The organism is Terriglobales bacterium (genome assembly GCA_035573675.1).
Classification (GTDB): Bacteria; Acidobacteriota; Terriglobia; order Terriglobales; family Acidobacteriaceae; genus DATMAB01.
The window spans coordinates 20,005-43,434 of the sequence record DATMAB010000018.1; the positions used below are offsets into that span (position 1 = coordinate 20,005).

General features: G+C 63.4%; 22 protein-coding genes and 1 tRNA gene. 16 read left to right on the forward strand and 7 right to left on the reverse strand.

Annotated elements, in window-relative coordinates; all coding sequences use genetic code 11:
- Positions 1 to 33: 33 nt before the first annotated feature.
- On the reverse strand, positions 34 to 1,806 hold the full coding sequence (locus VNK82_08040) for a hypothetical protein (GenBank protein HXE90896.1): 1,773 nt from the start codon (positions 1,804 to 1,806) through the stop codon (positions 34 to 36).
- A gap of 220 nt (positions 1,807 to 2,026) precedes the next feature.
- A complete protein-coding gene (locus tag VNK82_08045) occupies positions 2,027 to 2,617 on the reverse strand; it encodes a hypothetical protein (protein ID HXE90897.1) in 591 nt (196 codons plus the stop codon).
- Positions 2,618 to 2,863: 246 nt separating this feature from the next.
- Here VNK82_08045 and VNK82_08050 point away from each other — a divergent pair, with 246 nt between their 5' ends.
- Both VNK82_08050 and VNK82_08055 read left to right on the forward strand, forming a co-directional pair.
- Entirely contained in the window at positions 2,864 to 4,153 is a 1,290-nt protein-coding gene (locus VNK82_08050; protein ID HXE90898.1) for an amidohydrolase family protein, read from the forward strand.
- A gap of 253 nt (positions 4,154 to 4,406) precedes the next feature.
- Complete coding sequence (locus VNK82_08055; GenBank protein ID HXE90899.1) at positions 4,407 to 5,114, forward strand: M15 family metallopeptidase; 708 nt, start codon at positions 4,407 to 4,409, stop codon at positions 5,112 to 5,114.
- Between the two features lie 168 nt (positions 5,115 to 5,282).
- On the opposite strand, the gene VNK82_08060 is transcribed toward VNK82_08055, so the two are convergent.
- The 5 genes from VNK82_08060 to VNK82_08080 all read right to left on the reverse strand — a co-directional run bounded on the left by VNK82_08060 (position 5,283) and on the right by VNK82_08080 (position 7,853).
- Positions 5,283 to 5,371, reverse strand: a tRNA-Leu gene (locus VNK82_08060).
- Between the two features lie 212 nt (positions 5,372 to 5,583).
- Complete coding sequence (locus VNK82_08065; GenBank protein HXE90900.1) at positions 5,584 to 5,892, reverse strand: zf-HC2 domain-containing protein; 309 nt, start codon at positions 5,890 to 5,892, stop codon at positions 5,584 to 5,586.
- Between the two features lie 9 nt (positions 5,893 to 5,901).
- A complete protein-coding gene (locus tag VNK82_08070; GenBank protein HXE90901.1) occupies positions 5,902 to 6,756 on the reverse strand; it encodes an MEDS domain-containing protein in 855 nt (284 codons plus the stop codon).
- Positions 6,750 to 7,430, reverse strand: a complete 681-nt coding sequence (locus tag VNK82_08075; GenBank protein ID HXE90902.1) for a sigma-70 family RNA polymerase sigma factor — start codon at positions 7,428 to 7,430, stop codon at positions 6,750 to 6,752. Before VNK82_08075 ends, VNK82_08070 begins: the two co-directional genes overlap by 7 nt.
- Positions 7,431 to 7,601: 171 nt before the next feature.
- Positions 7,602 to 7,853, reverse strand: coding sequence for a zf-HC2 domain-containing protein (locus tag VNK82_08080; GenBank protein ID HXE90903.1), 252 nt, complete (start codon positions 7,851 to 7,853; stop codon positions 7,602 to 7,604).
- A gap of 338 nt (positions 7,854 to 8,191) precedes the next feature.
- On the opposite strand from VNK82_08080, the gene VNK82_08085 reads away from it, so the two are divergent.
- The 14 genes from VNK82_08085 (at position 8,192) to VNK82_08150 (ending at position 23,263) form a co-directional block, all read left to right on the forward strand.
- Positions 8,192 to 9,016, forward strand: coding sequence for an aquaporin (locus tag VNK82_08085; GenBank protein HXE90904.1), 825 nt, complete (start codon positions 8,192 to 8,194; stop codon positions 9,014 to 9,016).
- A 227-nt stretch (positions 9,017 to 9,243) separates the two neighbouring features.
- Positions 9,244 to 10,092 carry a DM13 domain-containing protein gene (locus VNK82_08090; GenBank protein ID HXE90905.1) on the forward strand — a complete coding sequence of 283 codons (849 nt, stop codon included), beginning with the start codon at positions 9,244 to 9,246 and terminating at the stop codon, positions 10,090 to 10,092.
- 47 nt (positions 10,093 to 10,139) lie between these two features.
- Entirely contained in the window at positions 10,140 to 10,619 is a 480-nt protein-coding gene (locus tag VNK82_08095; GenBank protein HXE90906.1) for a hypothetical protein, read from the forward strand.
- A gap of 79 nt (positions 10,620 to 10,698) precedes the next feature.
- The gene (locus VNK82_08100; GenBank protein HXE90907.1) at positions 10,699 to 11,556 is read left to right on the forward strand and encodes a heme-binding protein; all 858 of its coding nucleotides are present in this window, start codon (positions 10,699 to 10,701) and stop codon (positions 11,554 to 11,556) included.
- Between the two features lie 10 nt (positions 11,557 to 11,566).
- Entirely contained in the window at positions 11,567 to 12,049 is a 483-nt protein-coding gene (locus tag VNK82_08105; GenBank protein HXE90908.1) for a heme-binding protein, read from the forward strand.
- A complete protein-coding gene (locus VNK82_08110; protein ID HXE90909.1) occupies positions 12,046 to 13,674 on the forward strand; it encodes an SMP-30/gluconolactonase/LRE family protein in 1,629 nt (542 codons plus the stop codon). Before VNK82_08105 ends, VNK82_08110 begins: the two co-directional genes overlap by 4 nt.
- 13 nt (positions 13,675 to 13,687) lie before the next feature.
- Complete coding sequence (locus VNK82_08115; GenBank protein ID HXE90910.1) at positions 13,688 to 15,250, forward strand: GMC family oxidoreductase; 1,563 nt, start codon at positions 13,688 to 13,690, stop codon at positions 15,248 to 15,250.
- Positions 15,251 to 15,284: 34 nt separating this feature from the next.
- The gene (locus VNK82_08120) at positions 15,285 to 16,307 is read left to right on the forward strand and encodes a VOC family protein (GenBank protein HXE90911.1); all 1,023 of its coding nucleotides are present in this window, start codon (positions 15,285 to 15,287) and stop codon (positions 16,305 to 16,307) included.
- Positions 16,308 to 16,339: 32 nt separating this feature from the next.
- Positions 16,340 to 19,075: a hypothetical protein gene (locus VNK82_08125; protein ID HXE90912.1), complete on the forward strand. Its 2,736-nt coding sequence runs from the start codon at positions 16,340 to 16,342 to the stop codon at positions 19,073 to 19,075.
- A 49-nt stretch (positions 19,076 to 19,124) separates the two neighbouring features.
- The gene (locus VNK82_08130; protein HXE90913.1) at positions 19,125 to 20,291 is read left to right on the forward strand and encodes a glucose 1-dehydrogenase; all 1,167 of its coding nucleotides are present in this window, start codon (positions 19,125 to 19,127) and stop codon (positions 20,289 to 20,291) included.
- 9 nt (positions 20,292 to 20,300) lie between these two features.
- Positions 20,301 to 20,867 (forward strand): NADPH-dependent FMN reductase, encoded by a 567-nt coding sequence (locus VNK82_08135; protein HXE90914.1) that lies wholly within the window; start codon positions 20,301 to 20,303, stop codon positions 20,865 to 20,867.
- A 9-nt stretch (positions 20,868 to 20,876) separates the two neighbouring features.
- Entirely contained in the window at positions 20,877 to 21,059 is a 183-nt protein-coding gene (locus VNK82_08140; GenBank protein HXE90915.1) for a hypothetical protein, read from the forward strand.
- Between the two features lie 9 nt (positions 21,060 to 21,068).
- The gene (locus VNK82_08145; GenBank protein ID HXE90916.1) at positions 21,069 to 21,227 is read left to right on the forward strand and encodes a hypothetical protein; all 159 of its coding nucleotides are present in this window, start codon (positions 21,069 to 21,071) and stop codon (positions 21,225 to 21,227) included.
- Positions 21,224 to 23,263, forward strand: coding sequence for an amylo-alpha-1,6-glucosidase (locus VNK82_08150; protein ID HXE90917.1), 2,040 nt, complete (start codon positions 21,224 to 21,226; stop codon positions 23,261 to 23,263). Before VNK82_08145 ends, VNK82_08150 begins: the two co-directional genes overlap by 4 nt.
- The last annotated feature ends 167 nt before the right edge of the window (positions 23,264 to 23,430 follow it).

The window sequence follows — 23,430 nt, forward strand, 5'->3', positions numbered from 1 at the left end:
CAAATGAGACGTTGCAAGCAACGTCTCTACAAATCAGTGACCTTCCACGTGGTAGGGCACCTTCGCGCCCATACGCTCGGCGACGTGGATGGCAAAGTTGGCGGAAGTGCCGACGACGCCCTTGTACTTGGGCACGCGGTACAGCGCGCGCTGCATCTCGGGATGCTGTTGGACGTAGGCGCGCAATTCTTCCAGCGTTTTGCCGACCTTCTCCAGCACGTCTTTCATCTCGAGCTTGGCTTTGGCCTTGGCCTCGCCCAGCGCCATCTGCACGCGGCTGTGCGCGTTGACTTCGCCCTCGCCGGAAGTCTCGATGGGCAGGTAGATCATGTCCTTGTAGTGCGCCACGACGGCGGACTGCGCGCCATCCGACTGGGTGGAAGGCATGCAGCCAAACGGCTTGAGCGAGAGCACCATGTGCGCCAGCTCACGATTCGAGTAGTAAATGTTCTTGGCGACCTCGAGGTGACCTTCGCCGCCGGCGGCGCGCGAGTTGTAGTAAGGATGCGCGACGCGCTGCAGCTCGTACTGGCTCACGAGCTGATGGCCAATGCCGCCCAGGGCCTCGACGATCTTGGCGTACTCGCGGGTGAAGATAGCTTCGGCGGCCTTGAGCTTGAGCAGCTTGTTGCGGAAGCGCCATTCGATCCGGGCGTGCTTGTCCACGCGCCAGGAGGGCGGCATGACCGCGCCCTCCTCCAGGCCGCGGCGGTCCTTGGTCTGCTGGACGGCCTGGTGGATGAGGTAGCTGATCCAGGTGCCGATGGCTTCCACCATCACCTGCGCGCCTTCGCGCTCCAGGAAGCGGAACATGTTGAAGTTGCCGTCGCCCTCGGTGGTCTGCGCCCAGAACTCGCCGGTGATCTTCACCGTGGGCTTGACGCGGAGGCGATCCACGGCGATGGAGTTGAAGCGGTCGCGCACGTGGTGCAGGGCTTCGACGTAGTCGTCGCCGTAGAGCTGGTTGAGGAACTTGCCCAGATAGCCGACCGCGCCCTTCATGGGCAGCTTGTCGGCCAGAGCGCCCAGCTTGTCTTCGACCTTCCACGGGGCCTTCTTCTTCAGCACCTCGTGCATGTAGTCGATGACTTCGTCGAGGATGGCGTCGGTTTCGCCGGGGTTCAGCTCGTAGGGGCGGATCATGTAGGCGACTTCGTTGATGCAGTCGCCCATGTTCAGGCCGTTCAGGATGGCCAGGAAGAAATCCAGGTTCATCACCAGGCCGGCTTCGGCCTCGGACTGGTTGAGGCCGCCGGACTGCTGGAAGAGCATGACGCGGAAGCCGTCATAGCCGGCGTTGCGCAGGGCCAGGCGGTACTCGGATTCGTACATTCCGAAGCGGCAGGGGCCGCAGGCGCCGGCAGTGAGGAACAGGTAGTTGCCGATGATGTCTTCGCGCTTCTGGCCGGCTTCCTCCAGCGCCTGGAGATATTGCACCAGGTTGCCCACGGTGAAATAGGTCGGGTTGCACTGGCCGTTGTTGCCGTATTCCTTGCCAAGCTGGAAGGCGCGCACATTGGGTGTGGGCACCACTTCGCACTTGTAGCCCAGGCCTTCGAGCGCGCCGTGCACCAGCTTTTCATGCTTCCAGGTGAGGCCGCCGAACAGCAGCGTGGTGCGCGGCCGCTCCTCCTTGGTGAAAGGGCGCTCGATGGGCTTGTGGAAGTGATGTATCTGGCGGTGGACGATGCCGGCCTCGCGCTCGAGGCGGGCGCGCTCTTCGGCCACGCGCTGCCGGATCAGCTCTTCCGCGCTTTGGATCTGTACCAGTCCGCCGTTCACAGTCGGATGCGTCGAAGTGCTCATCTGCTCACCTTGTTCGCTTCCCCCGCTCACCAGGGGAGGTTGAAGGTTGCGAGTCGAGAGACCGTTCAGGCCTCAGCACGACAAAAAGACACAATACCCTGCAAGTATTCTGCCTGCCTGCAACGCGGGGCATGAATCGCTTTGTAGCGAACGGCACAATTCGGCGGTTAAAGGGTGTGTCCTTCCGGTGAGCGGGGAGAAAGGTAGACGTTTCAGTGGGTTACGGAGAAGTGGGGATGCGGCTGGAAGGGCCGGCGAGGGACGCGGCCGGCTTGTTGCCGCGGCGGAGCTTGCGGCGGATTTCGGGCCAGAATTCGCGCAGGACGTTGCCGGCGGCCGCCCAGGCGAGGCGCGCTCCGGCGCGGGAAAAGGTGCCGGCGGCGTCGCGATCCTCCTCCGGGTAATAGGCGTTGGCGAGCGCCGAAGAAAACAGGCTGCCCAAGACTTGCGACGAATTGAAGGTCTCGTCGCCAGAATCGGTGCGAGTGACAAAGGTCCGGCTGACCGAGTACTTGAGGCGGCTGCCCGCTGACCCTGAACCGGCGCGGAAGTAGCGCGGATCTTGATGGAGCAGCCCGGGAAAGGCAAAGCGGCCAAAGAAGTCGAACGAGAGATTGTTGGCCAGGGCGGCGCCGTAGCGGCGGCCGTATCCGTCAGCCCCCTGGCCGAAACCTTCGGGACGGTCGATGGCCTGGGAGAAGCCAGCCTGGAGGCCGGAGAGCAAAAAGACCGAGCCGCGTGTGGTCCGCAGCGTGGCCACGGTGAACTTCTGGCGCGGGGTGAGGGGCGCGAAGGGCGCGTCGCGATCCACCGTACCCTGGACCCGCGTAGCGGAAGGGGCGTCAGGCGGATCAGGGGGCTGCGATGGTGCTTGAGCGTGCACCGCGGGAATTGCCACCTGGAGAGCAATCAGCAGAATCAAGGTCCGCGAGATTAAGCGCATGAATGGCTCAGGAACGAAAGTATTGATTGTCGCATGAAATGCGCGCGGCGCCGGTCCTATCGATTGTTCCTCACCTCGCCGCTGTACAATGCCCAGTCCGAATCAGGAGGCTGGATGAAAAAAGCTTTGTGTGTCGCCGGATTCCTGCTGTGCGTCCTCGCCGCGCAGGCGCAGGTGGTAGCAGTCAAGGCCGGCAAGTTGGTGGACGTAGAAGCCGGCAAGGTCCTGGAGAACCAGGTCATCCTGATCCGTGGCGAGCGCATTGAGGCGGTGGGCGCCGGGCTGGCCATTCCCACCGACGCCAAGATCATTGACCTTTCACGAATGACGGTGTTGCCGGGGCTCATCGACTGCCATACACACCTGGTGGATGTGGAGGACGTCGATCCGCTCAACGAGTTGAAGAAGACCTCGGCGCGCAAGGCCTTCGACTCGATCGGAAATGCCCGCAAGACGCTGGAGGCCGGGTTCACTACGGTGCGGGACGTGGGCACGTACCGCGCGCTGGTGGATGTGGAGCTGCGGGACGCGATTGAGCGCGGCGATGTCGTCGGGCCCCGCATGTTCGTGGCCGGGGCATACGTCACCATCACCGGCGGCGCGGGCGCGGTGACGGGTTTCGCCCCGGACATCACTCTGCCCTGGGACCTGCGCTTCGGGATCGCCAACAGCCCGGACGAGGTCCGCCAGCGCATCCGGGAACTTGTGAGCCAGCGTGTGGACCACATCAAGGTGCTGGCCACGGGTGCGGTGCTCACCCACAACAGCAATCCGGGTGCGGAGGATTTCACTCCGGCGGAGCTCGAGGCCGCCGTGGATGAAGCGCGCAAGTTCGGCCTGAAGGTGGCAGCCCACGCGCATGGCGCCCAGGGCATCAAGAACGCGGTGCGGGCCGGTGTGGCCTCGATCGAACACGGGTCCTTGCTGGACGACGAAGGTATCGCCCTGATGAAAGAACACGGCACCTATCTGGTCGCGGACCACTACGACGGAGACTACATCGCGGAAGAAGCAGCGAAACGCGGCATGCCCAAGACGTTCCTGGAGAAGAGCGCGCAGCTCCAGGGGCTGGCGCTGGAGAACTTCCGGAAGGCCGTGCGCGCCGGGGTGAAGATCGCTTACGGCACCGACGCGGCCGTCTATCCGCACGGCCGGAACGCGCGCGACTTCGCCTACTACGTCCGCTACGGCCTGACGCCGATGCAGGCCATCCAGGCGGCCACGGTGAATGCCGCCGACCTGATCGGGGTCACCGCGAATATCGGCTCCATCAAGGCGGGGAAGTATGCAGACCTCATCGCGGTGGCCGGCGATCCGCTGCAGGATGTCACCGCGCTCGAGCACGTGGCCTTTGTGATGAAGGGCGGGAAAGTGTACAAGGACGCGACCGGGGCGTCTCGTTAGGTACCCGAGGGCTGGCTACCCATGTCTGCGCCAAACAGCACGGCGCAGACATGCGGCTCCCGCGCGGGTTCTGCGTTGTTTTCCACGTCCCTGCCAACGCAGGCGTGGACGTCGGGCACGAGCAACTTTCCAATAGATCTTGCGTGTCCCGGTTGCGGAACAAAACCAGCCCTGTCTGCTGGAAGTCCCGAAAGCCATGCTAGCGTTTCGCCCGTCCGGGATAGGCGGCTGCATTCCCGACAGGAGAGGCTCCATGCAGGCGTACACCATCCAGAGCAACGACACGCTGGCGAAGATTGCCGCGCGCTTTTACAACGACGCCTCGCTCTACCGCAAGCTGGCGCTGTACAACGGCATCCAGAATCCCAACCGCATCCTTCCCGGACAACGAATCGAGATTCCCACCAGGAGCGAGCTGCTGGCGCCGAATTCGGGGGGAACGTCGGGCGCTGCCCTGCCCGCCGGGCCATCCGGACTCACGACGCCGCATGGCCTGAATGAGATTCTGGCAACGTTCGGCAACATCTACAACTACATTGCTGCCGACGGAACATTGAAAGCGGGCTGGGAGGCGAACTACATCGAGCGGGCGCTGCTTCCCTTCCCCATTCCGCTCTCGTGGGACCCGGCCAGCAAGGTCACACGCATCCGCTGCCACAAGAAGCTGAAGGACGTCTTCCCCGCGGTGCTCGAAGAGATCGTGAACCAGGGTTTAAAGAGCGAGATCCTCACCTACGGAGGTTGCTACAACTACCGCGCCAAGCGCACCAGCAGCAAGCTTTCGACGCACTGCTGGGGCATCGCCATCGATCTGAATCCGCAAACCAACGCCCAGGGGACGGCGGGCAACATGCATTCCGGGGTGGTGGCGGCGTTCCAGAAGTTCGGCTTCAAGTGGGGCGGCGAATTCCAGGGCGCCAGCCGCGATCCCATGCACTTCCAGTTCTGTACGGGATATTAAACAGGGATGGTGCCCGGGGGCAGATTTGAACCGCCACGTCCCTTTCGGGACCCGGGATTTTAAGTTGAGCCGCTTTGCGGGGCCCTTCGACTTCGCTCAGGGCAGGGTAAGAACTGAGCCGCGCGCCGAAATCCTGATTCCGCCGCGGCGGACGAAGGATCCTGGGGTTGGTGCCCGGGCCCGGATTTGAACCGGGACGCTCCTTTCGGAGCCCGGGATTTTAAGTCCCGTGCGTCTGCCAGTTTCGCCACCCGGGCACACGCGCTAGCGAGTTGATTGTACGTTAGTTAAATCACTGATCGCCGCTGTTGTTCCCTCAGGGGGCTAAAGCCCGGATTCCTGGCCTCCGAAGGGCACGATCGCTGCGCGAGTCGGGCTCGCTATGGATTTGAAAACCAATGCACAGGTCCTTCGCTTCGCTCAGGATGACAACCTGAAAACTATTCCCATGAAGTTGTGGGACGCGACCCTAGTTGTCCTCGGTGGATTGGGTTTCGAGGAGGCTGCGTAAGCGCCGGCTGAAGCCGGCGGGCAGGGAGAAGGTGCGGTCGTCGCCGCTGAGCACGATGACGTTGCGGGTTCCGTCGAGCACCGCGGAGCAGTGCCGGCAGCCGGCGAAGTGGCGCTCGATCATGCCGCGCAGACCGGGATCGAGGTCGCTCTCGATGTAGTTGGAGATCTCGCGCAGCACCTCGCGACAACTGATCTCCACGACCGGAGCGGCAGACTGCCGCCCGGCCCTGGCTTTCGGTGCGGCTTGGCGTTTCGACTTGGCCATCGCTGAGACCTACTGAATCCTCCCACCGGCAGCCTGGAGCAGCGACAGGTACCGATCGGTGGGGATGTGGTGCGGATTCTCTGCCAAGTGCTGGTCGTGGTAGGTGAGGGGATGGGTTTCAAATCCACCCTTGAGGAGGATGCGGCCGGGGAGCGCAGCCACCTCGTACATGCAGACGATGACGGCGGGAAGGCTCCGGGCGGCGACGGTCACGCGGGATTCAAATTCGAGGATGGCGTCGTCGGCTGGCCAGTTGGGGCGACCCCAGCCGATATTGCCCAGCAGACGGAGCAGAGGCGCGCCGGCAGCCAGGGCGCGGCGAAAAGCCGCCGCGATGTCCTCGAGCATGGCCTCGCCGGTAGGCTTCCCTTCGAGCACGAACAAGCGGCGTTCGTCGGCCAGGCGGGCCACGTCGAATCCGTGCCGGCTGAGGATGGCGAGCACTCGCTGGTTCGCCTGCTCATGGCCGAAGACGAAGGCGGCGTCGCGGCCACGCAGTCCGGCTTCCAGGAAGCCGACGGCCGCTTCGAAATCGCGCTCCGATTCCCAGAAGTAGCCGATGTGGTCGCCGGTGCGGGCGGTGGCCTCGCCCACGCCCAACGGCACCAGCATGGCTGGGGGCTCGAGGGCGGCATCGAGGCGCTGGCGCAGGCGCTGGCTGAATCCTTCCGGGAGGGGAAAGGAGCGCGGATCGGAGACCAGGCGGCTGATATTGCGTACACCGGCCAGCACCGCCGCGCAACTGTGGCAGCGGCGAAGATGAGTGCGGATGGCAGTCCGCTGGCGTGGCGTTACCTCGCCGTCCAGATAATCGGAGATGCGGCGCTCGATCTCGCGGCAGGCTTTCGCCCGGGCTCTTACCATGGCCGCACCTTCTTGTACTTGGGGCTGCCGGAACTCCAGGAGCCGTCAATGCCCGGTGCGAGGGCGTCGCGCATTTGCAAGCGGGCGCGCAGCAGGCGGGTCTTGACCGAGGACTCGTTAATGCCCAGCAGGCGCGCCGTCTCTGCGATGCTGAGGTTCTGGACGTCGCGCAGGACGAACACTTCCCGGTACTTGGGCTTGAGCGAGGCCAGGGCACGGGCCAGCGCCTCCCGCAGCTCCTTGCGGTCGAGGGCCTCCGAGGGGATCTCGCGCCAGTCGGCGAAGTCGCGCGGGATGTAGTCGCCTTCCTCGTCAGGCCTGCCTTCATCGATGGACTCGTACAGCCCCTTGCGGTCCTTACGGCGCCGCATGCGGGCTTCATTGATGGCGATCTGCACCAGCCAGGTGCTGAACTTGGATTCGGCCCGGAACTGCGGCAGGTGGGCCAGGGCCTTCAGGAAGGCTTCCTGCGCGGCCTCTTCGGCGTCGGCGTCGTTTTCCAGGACGGCGTAGGCCGCGTAGTAGACGCTGCGCTGGTAGGGCTCAATGAGCTCGTAAAAGAGGTGGCGTTCGCCCTGCTGGACGCGCCGGATGAGGGCGGCCTCGTCGCGCTGCGACCGGCCGGGTGACGGCCCTTCCCTGTTTTCGGCCTTGGCGGCCCCGCTGCGCGACATGACTGGACTCGGCGTCTTCCCCGAATCCCGAGCCCTGGCCCCTGTACCGGCGGAGCGCAGGGTTGGAGCGGCGGAAGAGTAGCTCATTATAGGGCCTCAGGCGGGGAGGGCAAAAAAGCGAACCAGCGAAGGGACGGCAGGAGCGACAGCTTGGCGCCTGAAGGAAGCCGCTCAGTGCCTGCGGAGGGCGGCGCGGAGTCGTTTTTCCAACCGCTGGCTGAAGCCGGCGGGCACGGTGAAGCTGCGGCCGTCGCAGGAAAGCTGGATGACGTTGCGGGCGCCGTCGAGGATGGCGGTGCAGTGCGCGCAGGTGCGGAAATGCTCCGCCAGGACTTCGCGTTCGGCGGGGCTGACTTGGTTCTCGATGTAGTCGGAGAGCAACTGCCAGACCTCGCGGCAGCGGATGCGGATTGGTTCAGACAAGCGTCACTCTTCCCTGCTCCCCGGTCGAAATCCGACGGGAGCCTTGCCCACACGGCCTGCCGGCGGATTCCCTGGCTAGGCCGCGGAATCGAGATGGCTGTGCTGGCCACGAGCAATCTCTTCCGAGCTGACCCGCTTACGACAATGGATACAAATGATCTTCTTCTTCATGGCGTCCTCCACCCCTGTTTAGATGCGTCGGTCGTGGGTGGCACGGACCCGAGTGATGGGATTCCGGGAGGCAGTGGAAGTTACAACAAACCTTACCGAATTTGGATGTCGTTCCGGACCCAGGAGTTGGACGAAACGATTGCCGCGCCACCGCATCTCACCGGCGGATGACAAGAGCCCCGCAACCGGTTTCCGGGCCCGGCGAGGCACTGGCCCGGCACTGGCCCGAATATCTGATCGAGGCCGCTCTTCTCGGCCTGTTCATGGTGTCTGCGTGCGCGTTCACGGCGTTGCTCGAGCATCCCTTGTCCCCGGTGCGCCAAGCCATCGCGGATGGCGTTGTGCGGCGCGTCCTGACCGGGCTGGCGATGGGAGTGACCGCCATCGGGCTGATCTACTCGCCGCTGGGAAAGCGGTCCGGGGCACACATGAATCCTTCGTTCACGCTGACCTTCACGCGCCTGGGCAAGGTCGCGCCCTGGGACGCGTTTTTTTACATGGCGGCGCAATTCGCCGGGGGACTCGCGGGCGTGGGGCTCTCCTGGATGATGTTGCGCAATACACTCTCGCACCCCAACGTGAACTTTGCGGTCACCGTGCCGGGGCCTTGGGGCTCGGGTACGGCGTTCCTGGGCGAAGCCGTGATCTCGTTCCTGCTGATGACCATGGTGCTTATCACGACGAATCATCCGCGGCTCTCGCACTACACCGGAGTCTTCGCCGGCATGCTGGTGGCGACCTACATCTCCGTGGAGGGGCCGCTTTCGGGCATGAGCATGAACCCGGCGCGCACCCTGGGCTCGGCGCTGCCGGCGGCGGTGTTCAACAGCTTGTGGCTGTATTTCGTGGCTCCGCCCCTGGGCATGTTGCTGGCGGCAGAAGTGTACATCCGCTGGAAAGGCGCACGCGCTGTGCTGTGTGCCAAGTATCACCACCACAACACGGCACGATGCATCTTCCGCTGCCGCTTCGGTGAGATGGCAGGCGGGTAAGGCACAACAACACAACGCTCAGCGTCCGGCCTTGCGGCAAAGCAAGCGTCGGGAGAGCTGCGTCTTCGCACTCGACCCGCGCGCGCGATGCGCTGCGTCAGAAACCGGATGCAAGAAATCTCGTCACCTCTTGCCTGGGCGTGCATCTCACCGCCCGAATCCAGCCGTGAGTTCGACATCCGGAACAGGGGTCGAAACGGCTGGATGACCTTCAAGGAGTCTTGAGAATGCAAGCACGGAAGCTTGTCACAGCAGTGGTTGCGGCAGCGGTGGTGTTCGGCCTGTGGTACGCGTTCCGCCCCGAGCGCCTGTTCACCAACGTGACCGTGAATGAGCAGTTCCCTGAGGCGCAGGCGGCCGCGGCCTCCACCCAGCTCCGCATGGGGCAGTTCCACGACGGCGCCCACCAGACGCGCGGCATGGCCACCATCCATCAACTCGCGGACGGGAAGCGGGTGCTGCGCCTGACCAACTTTGCCACCTCGAACGGGCCTGACGTACATGTCTACCTGGCGGTGGCGTCCGAGGCGCTGGACAACGAAAGCGTCACGCGCGACGGCTTCGTCGACCTGGGCACCATCAAGGGCAACATGGGCGACCAGAACTACGACCTGCCGGCCGAACTGGAACTGCAGAAGTACAACTCGGTGGTGATCTGGTGCAAGCGGTTCAGCGTGAACTTCGGCGCAGCTCCGCTGGGGACCGGCGGCATGATGCCGGCGACGCCGCAGAAGCTGGTGGCCGCGGGCGAGTTCCACAAAGTCGCGCACGATGCCCAGGGCTACGCCATGGTGCACCAACTGGCGGACGGCCGCCGCATCCTGCGGTTCACCGAGTTCGAGACCTCGAACGGCCCCGAACTGCACGTGTATGCGGTGGCGGCTGCCGATGCCACCGACAGCGATTCGGTGAAGAAGGCGGGCTTCGTGGACCTGGGAGCGCTCAAAGGCAACAAGGGCGACCAGAACTACGAGCTGCCCAAAGACCTCGACCTCAGCAAGTACCAGTCGGTCGCGGTGTGGTGCAAGCGGTTCAGCGTGAACTTCGCTACAGCGCCGCTGACGCCGAAATCCTAACCGTTCCACAAGACTAACGTTCGCAACCAAAAGGAGAGATGGATCTGATGCACAACCGCAAGCAAATCGTAATCACGGCTCTCACCACGTTCGCCGTCATCCTGGCTTTGGGCGCTTCCAGCATCGCTCAGGACAAGATGATGAAGGACGACAAGATGATGGCCGCGCACCACAGCACAACTTTCAAGGGCAAGGCGGTCAACGGCGGCCACGTCATCCACAGCAAGGAGGGCAAGATCAACATACTGACGCTCTCCGACGACTTCGTCGCTCCGGGGAGTCCCGACCCGCACTGGCAGGTTGTGGACTCGAAGGGAACGGTGTATGACCTCGGCCGTCTGTTGGTGAAGGGCACCGGAGATGGCATGGGCGCCAATATGACGCCGGCCGACATGAAGCCCAGCGATAAGCTGAAGAAGCAGATCCGGCTGCCCGCTTATGTCAAGGACGTCGCCAAAGTGATCATCTACTGCGCCTGGGCGGAAGTGGACCTCGGCGAGGCGTCGTTTGAAAAGCCCGTGATGTAACCAACTAGTAAGGAACCCGGAACGGGCCGGGAGGCCAACCCTCCTCCCGGCCCGCGCCAGAAATCAATGAGCGTGTGACATGAAACGAATCTTCCTTGCACTGATAGCCGCGGCCCTGATGACCGCAGCCGCCTCCGCCCAGATCGCGGAAAAGAAATCTCTGACTCTGGAGGGCGCGCGCAAGGTGATCGCCGCCGCCAAAGCCGAGGCCCAGAAACTCAACGCACCCGGCGGCGTGATCGCCGTGGTGGATGACGGCGGCAATCTGATGGCGCTGGAGCGCCTGGACGGGACGTTCGCCGCCGGCGCCAACATCTCCATCGGCAAGGCCCGCACGGCCGTGCAGTTCAAGCGGCCGACGCGCTTTTTCGAGGAGCTGATCAACTCCAGCGGCAAGGGCCGCACGGTGATGGCGGCGCTCAACGACTTCACGCCGCTGATCGGCGGCGTGCCCGTCCTGGTGGACAACCAGGTGGTGGGCGGCGTGGGCGTGAGCGGCGCCGCCAGCGCGGCGCAGGATGAGGAGCTGGCCATCGCCGGCGCCAACGCGCTCTCCGGCACGATGGCGGCACCCGTCAGCTACTTCGACAAGGACCAGGTGTCGGCGGCGTTTGCCAAGGGCGCGGTGCTTTTCGACGGCCAGGGACGCAACTACATGGTGCACGCCAGCCGTCGCGAGAAGCCCGGCCAGGCGGAAATCCACAACCACGACACGGACATCATCTACGTGCTCGAGGGCACGGCCACGTTTGTGACCGGCGGCACGGTAGTCGATCCGAAGAATATCGCCCCGGACGAAATCCGCGGCGCCACCATCGAGAACGGCGAGACCCGCATGCTCAAGAAGGGCGACGTCATCATCGTTCCCAACAACACACCCCACCTGTTCAAGGAAGTCTCGAATCCCTTCCTGTACTACGTGGTGAAGGTGCGGTAGACGAGGAGACATGAACACTCTGCGCATGTTCGCTGCAACGGCCCTCATCGTGCTGGCGGCACTACCTGCCGGGGCAGAGCTGCCTCGGAAACAGGTCCTGACGCTGGAGGCGGCGAAGAAAATCGCCGCCGCGGCCGAGGCTGAAGCCCTGAAGCGGGGCGCCACCGTGGTGATCGCGGTGGTGGATGACGGCGGCTACCTCATCGTGCTCGAACGCCTGGATGACACTCAGGTGGCGAGTGTCGAGGTCGCTATGGGCAAGGCGCGCACGGCAGCCATCTTCCGCCGTCCCAGCAGAGTGTTCGAAGACCAGGTGAAGAACGGGCGTGTGGCCTCGCTCGCTCTGCCCGGCGCCACTCCGCTGCAGGGCGGTGTGCCCATCGTGGTGGATGGGAAAGTGATCGGCGCCATCGGGGTGAGCGGCAATACTCCGCAGGAAGACGAGGACATCGCCAAGGTTGGCGTCGCGGCCACGGAGACAGCCATCCGGTGAGCTACAAGAATGCAGCTCGCAGTCTGGCAATAGCGCTACTGGCGTGGGTCAGCGTGGCGCAGGTCCAGACCGTCGCCGATACTCCCGCAGGCAAGCCGCTCGCCACCATCGACCTCGCCACCAAAGAAGGCGCGGCACTGGTGAAGGGCACGTGGCGGTACAGCGATACGAAGATCGTCGAAGTCGATTTTCGCGGGCCCGGGCCGGACAACCAGCCCACCGGCGCGTCGGTGAAGACCTACGACTACACGCCGCATGCGGGCGGAGCCGACTTCGACGATTCGGCGTGGCCGGCGATCGAGCCGGAAACGCTCAACGCGCGTCGTGGCTTCGGACGCCTCGGCTTCAACTGGTATCGCATCCGGCTGACCATCCCGGAGCATATCGGCAGCTTCGACCCCACCGGCTCGACGGTGGTGTTCGAGACCGCGCTCGATGACTACGCCGAAGTGTGGGTGGACGGCGAGCTTTCCCGCGCTCTTGGCCAGATGGGCGGCTCGGTGGTCTCAGGGTGGAATGCGCCCAACCGGCTCATCATCGGCCGCGACGTGAAGCCCGGCCAGCAGATCCAACTCGCTGTGTTCGGCATTAACGGACCGCTTTCGAATCCGCCCACGAACTTCATCTGGATGCGGTACGCGAAACTGGAGTTCTACGAAGGTACGCGTGGGCCGCGGGCCGTCACGCCGGCGGAAGTAAATGTAGAAGTGCTGCGTCTCGATCCGGCGATGGACGCCATCGTCGGCCCTAACCCCAAGATCTTCAAGCTGGCCGAGGGGTTCAAATTCACTGAGGGTCCCATCTGGGTGCGCGACGGCGCTTACCTGCTGTTCAGCGACCCCAACAGCAACATCATTTACAAGTACACGAAGGACGGCGAACTCAGCGTCTTCCGCACACCGAGCGGCTACTCCGGGCCGGACATCGCGGAGTACGGCCAGCCTGGCTCGAACGGCCTGACCCTCGACCGCCAAGGCCGCCTTACCATCAACGAGCACGGCAACCACCGCGTATCGCGTCTGGAAAAGGACGGCGAGTTGACGGTCCTGGCAGACAACTACCAGGGCAAGCGGCTCAACAGCCCCAACGATCTGGTGTACAAGTCCGACGGCTCCCTGTACTTCACCGACCCGCCGTTCGGACTGCCGAAGTTCTATGATGACCCGCGGCGGCAGCTTCCCTTCGAGGGCGTGTTCCGCATCTCAAGCGATGGCAAGCTCTCGCTGCTCTCGACCGACCTGAAAGGGCCGAACGGCATCGCCTTCTCGCCCGACGAGAAGTATCTCTATGTGGGTAACTGGGACGAGAAGAAGAAAGTCGTCATGCGCTATGAAGTGAAACCTGACGGCACACTGGCGAACGGCCGCGTGTTCTTCGACATGACGGCAGCCAAGGGCGAGGATGCGTTGGACGGCATCAAGGTGGACCGGGCCGGCAATCTGTACGTTTCCGGGCCGGGCGGGCTCTGGGTATTCTCGGCCGAAGGCAAGCACCTCGGAACCATCGTTGCGCCCCGCCACGTGCACAACATGGCCTGGGGAGACGAAGACGGCAAGACGCTTTACCTGTGCGCGCGCAACACCCTGTACCGCATGCGGCTGAACATCGCCGGCGTGCGGCCGTAACGGAGACCTGGTCATGGAAAAGTACGACGTCATCATCATCGGGACGGGCGCGGGCGGCGGCACACTGGCCCACCGGCTCGCTCCCTCAGGTAAGAAGATCCTGTTGCTGGAGCGCGGCGACTACGTGCCGCGCGAGAAGAAGAACTGGGATCCGCGCGCGGTCAACGTCGAGGGCTTCTACCAGACCAAGGAGAAGTGGCGCGACAAGGACGGCAAGGAACTCCACCCCCACACCAATTATTACGTGGGCGGGAACACCAAGTTCTATGGGGCGGCGCTGTTCCGCCTGCGCAAAGAGGACTTCGGCGAGATCAAACATCACGGCGGCATTTCACCGGCGTGGCCCATCTCCTACGAGGAGCTGGAACCCTACTACCTTCAGGCCGAGCAGCTCTACCACGTGCACGGCCTGCGCGGGGAGGATCCCACCGACCCGCCGGCCAGCGGCCCGTATCCGCATCCGCCGGTGAGCCACGAGTGGCGCATTCAGCAACTGCACGACGACTTCGCGCGCCACGGGTTGAAGCCGTTCCACGTGCCTATCGGCGTGATGCTGGACGAGAAGAACCCGCGCACCAGCAAATGCATCCGCTGCAACACCTGTGACGGATTCCCGTGCCTGGTCTTGGCCAAGTCCGACGCCCAAGTGTGCGCCGTCGATCCGGCGCTCGCGCATCCCAACGTCACGCTGCTGACCAACGCCAAGGCCGAGCGCCTGGAGACGGACGCTTCGGGTCGCACGGTCACCAAGGTGATCGTGCAGCGTAACGGCAAGCGCGAGGAGTACGGCGCTGATGTCGTCGTGGTATCCTGCGGCGCCATCAACTCGGCGGCATTGCTGCTGCGCTCCGCCAATGAGAAGCATCCGCGCGGCCTGGCTAACGGTTCCGACACGGTCGGCCGCCATTACATGGGTCATGTCAATTCCGTGCAGATGGCCATCTCCAAGTGTCCCAACCCCACGGTCTTCCAGAAGACGCTGGCCGTGAATGATTTCTACCTGGGATCGAAGGAGTGGGAATATCCCATGGGACACATCTCGTTCGTGGGCAAGCTGGATGGCGAAACGCTCAAGGCGGGCGCGCCACCGCTCACTCCCGGCTTCACGCTGGAGATGATGGCCAACCATTCGCTGGACTTCTGGCTGACGTCCGAAGACCTGCCCGACCCGAATAACCGCGTCACGCTCGACCGCGAGGGCAACATCGTCCTCAGCTACAAGCCCAACAACGAGGAAGGCCACAACCGTCTCATCGCCAAGCTCAAAGACCTGCTGAACCAGCAAACCAAGTGCCCCGAGCATGGACACCAGTGCCACGTCGGGTTGTTCGGGCGCAGCCTGTTCGTGGGACAGAGAATCCCGCTGGCGGGAGTGGCGCACCAGAATGGCACGGTCCGCTTCGGTAAAGATCCCAAGACTTCAGCGCTCGACGCGAACTGCAAGGCCCACGAAGTCGACAACCTCTACGTGGTGGACGCCAGCTTCTTCCCTTCGAGCGGGGCGGTGAATCCTGCGCTGACCATCATGGCGAACGCCCTACGCGTGGGCGATCACCTGATGCAGCGGTTGAAGTAACGCATAGCGCGGCTGCGGGTCTGGACTGATGAACATGGAGAGAGCACGGCGACCGAAGCATCGTCCAGCCCTGGGGCTGGCGCTACTGCTCCTCGCGCTCCCGCTCAACGCTCAGCAACCCCTGGTAGTGGCCGTGGATTCGGTCAATATGACCGTTTCCGACATGGACCGCACCGTGGACTTCTATGCCAAGGTCCTGACCTTCGAGAAGGTCTCCGACGTCGAGGTTACGGGCGACGACTACGAGCACCTCCAGGGCGTGTTCGGCCTGCGCATGCGCGTGGTCCGCATGCGCCTGGGTGATGAATTCATCGAGCTGACCGAGTACCTTGCGCCCAAGGGGCGGCCGATTCCGGTAGATTCGCGCTCCAACGACCGCTGGTTTCAGCACGTGGCCATCATCGTGGGCGACATGGAGGCCGCCTATCGTCGCCTGCGGGAATTCAAGGTGGAGCATGCTTCCACCGGGCCGCAACGCCTTCCGGACTGGAATCCGAACGCCGGGGGCATTAAGGCCTTCTATTTCAAGGACCCCGACGGCCACCCGCTGGAAATCCTCGAGTTCCCGGCCGGCAAGGGTGACCCCAAATGGCATAGGCCATCCGACCGGTTGTTCCTGGGCATCGACCACACCGCTATCGTCGTCGGGGATACCGATGAAACCTTGGAGCTTTACCGGACTCTTATGGGCATGAGGGTGGTGGGGGAGAGCGAGAACTACGGTCCCGAGCAGGAGCGCCTGAACAACGTCTTCGGGGCGCGCCTGAAAATCACCGCACTGCGCGCCGCCTCGGGTTTCGGCATCGAACTACTGGAGTACCTGTCTCCACGCGATGGCCGTGCCTTCCCGGCCGACGAAAAGGCCAACGACCTGGTACACCGGCAGACGCGGCTGGTCACGCTCGACGCAGAAGCCGCCGCACGCCGATTGCGCAGCGCCCGCGCGGCGTTCGTTTCCAGCAGCGTGATCGCACTGCCGAAGGCGGAGACGGGATACCGCAAGGCGTTTCTGGTACGCGACCCGGACGGGCACGTCCTTGAGGTCGCTGAAAAATGAACGCTGGATCCACCCCGAGAGAGAGCCCTGGGATGAATCGCCCGCTTACCGCCGAAGAGCAACGCCTGGAGGAAAACCGCGAGCGCAAGATGTACTGGAGCCGCTGGGGTCCCTACCTTTCCGAGCGCGCCTGGGGCACCGTCCGGGAAGACTACAGCGCTTACGGCACGGCCTGGGAGTTTTTTCCGCATGACCACGCTCGTTCCCGCGTGTATCGCTGGAACGAGGACGGATTGGCCGGCATCTGCGACCGGCATCAGCAGATCTGCTTCGCTCTGGCGCTGTGGAACGAACGCGATCCCATTCTGAAAGAGCGCATGTTCGGGCTTACCGGCAACGAAGGAAATCACGGCGAGGACGTGAAGGAACTCTATTTCTATCTCGACTCCACACCTACGCACTCGTACATGAAGGCGCTGTACAAGTACCCGCAGGCTGAGTTCCCCTATGCCAATCTCGTGGAAGAGAACCGGCGCCGCGACCGTTCGCAGCCGGAATACGAGCTGCTGGACACGGGCGTCTTTCGCGAGAATCGCTACTTCGACGTCTTCACGGAATATGCCAAGGGCGGGCCAGACGATATCCTGATCCGCATTACGGTCGCTAATCGCGGCCCTGAAGCAGCGAAGATCCATGTGCTGCCGACGATCTGGTTCCGTAACACCTGGTCGTGGGGCACAGGCGAGCCGCGTCCGCAACTCAGGCGGGATGCCAAGCGCGCGCCCGCCGCGGTCATCGAGCTGAACCACTCCAAGTACGGCGAGTGGCGCTTGTATTGTGAAGGCACTCCCGAACTGCTCTTCACGGAGAACGAGACCAACAACGAGCGCCTGTTCGGCACGCCCAACGCCACGCCCTACGTGAAGGACGGCATCAACGACTGCGTCGTTCACGGCGCCAAAGACAAAGTCAATCCGGCGCAACTGGGAACGAAGGCCGCCGCCCATTACATCCTGGGAGTCGGCGCCGGCAAGGAAGTCAGCATCTGCCTGCGGCTGACTGACCAGGTCTTGCCGCCCGGCGCCAGCGCTTTCGGCAGTCCGTTCGACCGCACTTTCGCCGACCGCAAGCGCGAAGCCGACGAGTTCTACTCGACGGTGATTCCTCAGGACATCTCCGAGGACGCGCAAGCAGTGGCCCGCCAGGCCTTCGCGGGCATGCTGTGGTCCAAGCAGTTCTATCACTACGTGATCAAGCAGTGGCTGGAGGGCGACCCGGGCCAGCCGTCACCACCGTCGGAGCGCAAGAACGGCCGCAACCACGAGTGGATGCACCTGTACAACGCCGACGTCATCTCCATGCCGGACAAGTGGGAGTACCCCTGGTACGCGGCCTGGGACCTGGCTTTCCATTGCATCCCGCTGGCGCTGGTGGACCCCGACTTCGCGAAGGACCAGCTCATTCTCATGCTGCGGGAATGGTACATGCACCCCAACGGACAGATCCCGGCGTACGAGTGGGCCTTTGGCGATGTGAATCCACCCGTGCACGCCTGGGCGGCATGGCGGGTGTACAAGATCGAAAAGAAGCGCCGCGGCCAAGGCGACCTTCAGTTTTTGGAGCGTGTGTTCCACAAGCTGCTGCTGAACTTCACCTGGTGGGTGAATCGCAAGGACGCGGAGGGCATGAACATCTTCCAGGGCGGCTTCCTCGGCCTGGACAACATCGGCGTGTTCGACCGCAGCGCGCCTCTGCCAACCGGCGGGCACCTGGAGCAGTCCGACGGCACGTCCTGGATGGCGATGTATACCCTCAACCTGCTGGCCATTGCCAAGGAACTTGCCTTGCATGATCCCGCCTACGAGGACGTGGCCAGCAAGTTCTGGGAGCACTTCATCAACATCGCTTACGCCATGAACCATCTGGGCCACAACGGCATGGGCTTGTGGGATGAGGAGGACGGTTTCTACTACGATGCTCTGCATTTTCCGGACGGCCGCCTCGAACCCATGAAGATCCGCTCCATGGTGGGCCTGATTCCGCTGTTTGCCGTGGACACGCTGGAGCCCGAAACCCTGAAGCATTTGCCCGGCTTCGCCCGCCGGCTGGAATGGTTCATTGACAACCGCCACGACCTGACGGCGAACGTGGCCTGCATGCGCACGCCCGGACGTGGTGAGCGCCGCCTGCTTTCCATCGTGGATCGCGAAAAGCTGCGCCGTGTGCTGCGCATCATGCTCGACGAGAACGAATTCCTCTCGCCCTACGGCATTCGCGCCGTCTCCCGCCGGCACCTGCGTGAGCCCTACGTGCTGCGGTTGAACAATCACGAATACCGCGTGGATTACGAGCCCGCCGAGTCCTCTACCGGCCTGTTCGGCGGCAACTCCAACTGGCGCGGGCCTATCTGGCTCCCGGTGAACTTCCTGCTCATCGAGTCGCTGCAGAAGTTCCACCACTACCTGGGCGACGACTACAAGGTCGAGTGTCCCACGGGGTCCGGCCGCACGATGACCCTGTGGGAGGTGTCGATGGAACTCTCGCGGCGCCTCACCCGCATCTTCCTGCGCGACGGAGAAGGCCTCCGGCCTGTGCACCAGCACTGGGGCGACCTGCAGCAGGATCCCAACTGGGGCGACCATATCCTCTTCTACGAGTATTTCCACGGCGACAACGGCTCGGGCGTGGGCGCCAACCACCAGACCGGCTGGACCGGCGTGGTCGCCAAGCTGATCCAGCAGAGCGCTGAGCGCGAACCCAAACAGCAAGCCCGCCCGCGGCAGCGAGTCGTCAAGACAGAGCTTGAAGGAACTAAGGTCGGGCGCTGAACTTTTTCGTCCCATCGGAATCTCAAGTGGGAACGGCTGAGGAGAAATCATGAAGGGCATTGCAGAAACCGAAGCATCGGCCACGGACGTCGACACCAGCCGGGCTACGATGAAGGCCATCGCCGTCATCCCCGGCCAGGCGGGCAGCATCCACCTGCGGGAAGTCCCGAAGCCGCGCCTGGAAGAAATTTCTGGAGGACGCGGCGTTTTGGTGAAAGTGCTGCGCGTGGGCGTGGACGGTACCGACAAGGAAATCAACGCCGCTGAATACGGCGCTCCCCCGCCGGGCGATGACTACCTTATTCTCGGCCACGAAAGCTTCGGCCGCGTGGAAGCTGTCGCTCCCGGAGTGGTCGAGTTCCAGCCCGGTGACTACGTGGTGGCCTCTGTACGGCGTCCCGGGTCGAGTCTCTACGACAAGATCGGCTTGCAGGACATGACCACGGACGATACCTACTTCGAGCGTGGTATCAACCTGCGCCACGGCTACCTGGCCGAGTACTACGCCGATTCCGCCGAGTTTCTGGTCAAAGTGCCCGGCGGGCTCAAGGAAGTGGGGGTGCTCCTGGAGCCTTCAAGCGTCGCCGAGAAGGCCATCAATCAGGCGTGGGAAATCCAGCGACGCCTGCGGGTGTGGCGCCCCAAGCGTGCTGCCGTGCTGGGCACGGGGACCCTCGGTCTGCTGGCTTCGCTCTTCCTGCGTCTGCGCGGCCTCGAGGTCGTGGCCCTGGGCCGCACCGAGTCCCCGTACCTTAACTCGAATCTTCTGGAAGAGATCGGCGTACGTTATGTGAGCACCAAGCAGACCAGCCTGAAGCAGGCTGCGGAGCAGTTCGGCCCCTTCGATTACGTCCTCGAAGGCACGGGCAATTCTGGCCTGGTGTTTGAGGCTATGGAAGCGCTGGGCAAGAACGGGGTGCTGGCCATGGTGAGCATCACCGGCGGCGACAAGATGCTCCAGGTTCCCGCCGACCGCATCAACCAGGGCTTTGTGCTGGGGAACAAGGTGGCGTTTGGCAGCGTCAACGCCAGCCGCGAGGACTTCGAGCGTGCTGTCCAGGACCTGGGACAGGCGCAACTGGCGTATCCTGGCTGGCTCGCCAAGCTGCTCACCCACCCCATCCGGGGTCTGGAAAACTACCAGCAGCTCATGCAGACGCTGACGGAGGCCAAGGGGGCCATCAAGGTGTTCTGTGAAGTGGCGCCCCTCGGATAAAGAAAAGCCATGGAAGAACGACCGCTGTACATCCCGGTCATCCTGGGCACCACACGCAAGGGGCGCATGAGCGCGCACGTCGCGCGATTCGTCCACGGCGAACTGCTCAAGCGCAAGGGCGTGACTTCGGAGGTAATCGATATCGCCGAGCTGCCCCTGCCAGTGGACGACGCTGGTGAAGCCATCAAAGACGCCGGCTTCTCGGAGAAGATGAACCGCGCCGACGGCCTGGTAATCGTCTCCCCCGAGTACAACCACAGCTTTCCCGGGCTGCTCAAGCACGTGCTCGATTCCTGCCTGAAGGAATACATCCACAAACCTGCTGGCATCGCGGGCGTTTCTGCCGGACCGTTCGGCGGGGCACGCGGCATCCAGAGTTTTTTGCCCGTTCTGCGTGAGCTAGGCTTGGTTGCCATCTTCTGGGACCTGAACTTCGGCACCGTCGCGAAGACGTTCGACGAGACCGGCAAGCTGCTCGACGAGGCCTACTACCGCCGCGCCGACAAGTTCCTGGGCGAGCTCATCTGGATGGCCAAGACGCTCCGCCACGGGCGCGAGAACATCGCTCTTGAGTAGGAGAACGCTATGGCCGCCAAGTCCAAGATGATCTGCCCGGAATGCAACATGGAGATGAATCACCACGCCGAAAAGCTGGTCTATCCCTCGACTCCGCAAGAGATGAAGAGGATGGACCCCGCCCTCGGAGGCTTGATCGAGGAGACGCATACCTGCCCCGGCTGCGGCAAGGCCGAGGCGCGTTTGGCCTAGGAGAGAGTGATGACGGTCAGAGAACTCACCCAGGAACAACTTGCACAGCTCCTGCGCGAGGCGGAAAAAGCGCATGGCGCTTATGAGCGCACCCTGGGGCATCGCGACGACGACTGGCCCACCTGGTATGCGGGCTTCATGCTGCGCAAGCTGCAGGAACAGCGATGATCCGCTTCGGTCCGGAAACCTGCGGCGACCTCGGCCAGGCGCTCAAGCGCGAATGGCTGGAAACGAATGGCCTGGGCGGTTTCTCTTGCTCGACCATCGTTGGGCTCAATACGCGCCGCTACCACGGCCTGCTGACTGCCGCCACCCATCCACCGGTTGGCCGCATAGTGCTGCTTTCCAAGTTGGAAGAAACGCTGGTCCTCGACGGGCAACGCTTCGATCTTTCCGCCAATCAGTACCCGGGCGTGGTCCACCCCCAGGGATTTCGCTACCTGAGGCAGTTCCGGCTCGACCCTTTCCCCGTCTTTACGTACGAGATCGATGGTATCGAAATCGAGAAAGCGGTCTTCATGGTCCATGGCGAGAACACCGTGGTGATTGAATATGCCGTGCGTTCGAAACGCCCGCTCGCAGGCGTGGGGCTCGAGGTCCGGCCGCTGATCGCCTTCCGCGACTACCACAGCACCACGCACGCCAACGAGGCCCTGAACCGCAGCGTGGAAGCGCAGCCGGGACTGGCGGCCATACGGCCGTACGAAGGTATCCCGACGCTCTACATCGCCCACGATGCCGCGGAGCTCGATCCCTCCGGCGACTGGTTCTACAACTTTGAATACGCCGTGGAACGCGAACGAGGGCTGGATTTCCAGGAAGACCTCTTCAGCCCGATGCGGCTGCGGTTCGACCTCGGTGGCCGCGCAGGCGCCAAGGTGATCGCCTCCACGGAGCCGCGCACCGCCGGCGATGCAGGCATCTACCGCCAGCGCGAGATCGTTCGCCGCAACGCGGTTCTCTCCCGGGCTCCGGCCGATGACGAACTGGTCCGCCAACTCGTAGCCGCTGCGGATCAGTACATTGTCGGCCGTGGCGAGGGTAGCACGATCATCGCCGGTTATCCGTGGTTCAGCGACTGGGGACGGGACACCATGATTGCGCTGCCGGGCCTGACCCTCATGACCGGGCGCACCGACGTGGCCCGCGGCATCCTGGTGGAGTTCGCCCGCCACGTGGATCAGGGCATGCTGCCCAACCGTTTTCCCGATGCCGGCGAAACACCCGAGTACAACACTGTGGATGCTACCCTGTGGTTTTTCGAGGCGATTCGCGCGTATCTGGCCTATTCGGGGGACGCCGCCCTCGTCCGCGAACAGCTCTACCCTGTGCTCGCGGACATCATCGAATGGCACGTCCGCGGCACACGCTATGGCATCCGCATGGATGAAGATGGTCTACTTGCCTCCGGCGTTCCCGGCGTACAGCTCACGTGGATGGACGCCAAGATTGGCGACTGGGTAGTCACACTACGGCACGGCAAGCCGGTCGAAATCCAGGCTTTGTGGTACAACGCGCTGCGCGTCATGGAAGAGTTTGCCCGCCAGTTCAACGACCCGGAAACTGCCCGACGTTACGGCGGCATGGCGGCGAAGGCGAATGATAGCTTTAACCGTCTTTTCTGGAATGAATCCGCCGGATGCCTCTACGATGTTGTGAACGGGAACCAGCGCGACGCGTCCATCCGTCCCAACCAGGTGCTTGCTGCAAGCCTTCCCTACTCGATGCTGCCACGCGACAAGGCACGGCAGATGCTCGAGGTGGTGGAACGGGAACTGCTCACTCCCGTGGGGCTGCGCAGCTTGTCACCGAAGGATCCGCAGTATCGCCCGCGCTATGAAGGCGACCCGTTCAGCCGCGACTCCGCATATCACCAGGGGACGGTTTGGCCCTGGCTGATGGGTCCATTCCTCACGGCGTACACCAAGACCAACGGCGGCACTGCAAAGTCCCGCAAGCAGGCCATGGCCTGGCTCCAAGGCTTCCGGCAGAACCTGGAAGGGGGCGGACTCGGTCAGGTACCGGAAATCTTCGACGCCGAACCGCCCCACCGGCCCCGCGGCTGTTTCGCCCAGGCCTGGAGCGTGGCTGAACTGCTGCGCGCTTTAGTGGAGGATGTGCTCGCCCTCGAACCGAAGAAGCCCGCGCGGCGCAGGGCTCCGGGGGACGTGGCAACTCGACGCCGGATTGCCGGTCAGAGATAGGTCAGCTACCGGAAGCGTGTTCACACCGTTTCACGTAAGTATTGCTAAATCAATGGGTTACATTTATCTGTTGAACTTCCGGCGAAAAGCGCGTATACTGGCAGTTTCCCAGGACTCAAGAAGAGGCTCCTTCCGGTTCGGGAAGAATCTGCAATCGTGGATGAATC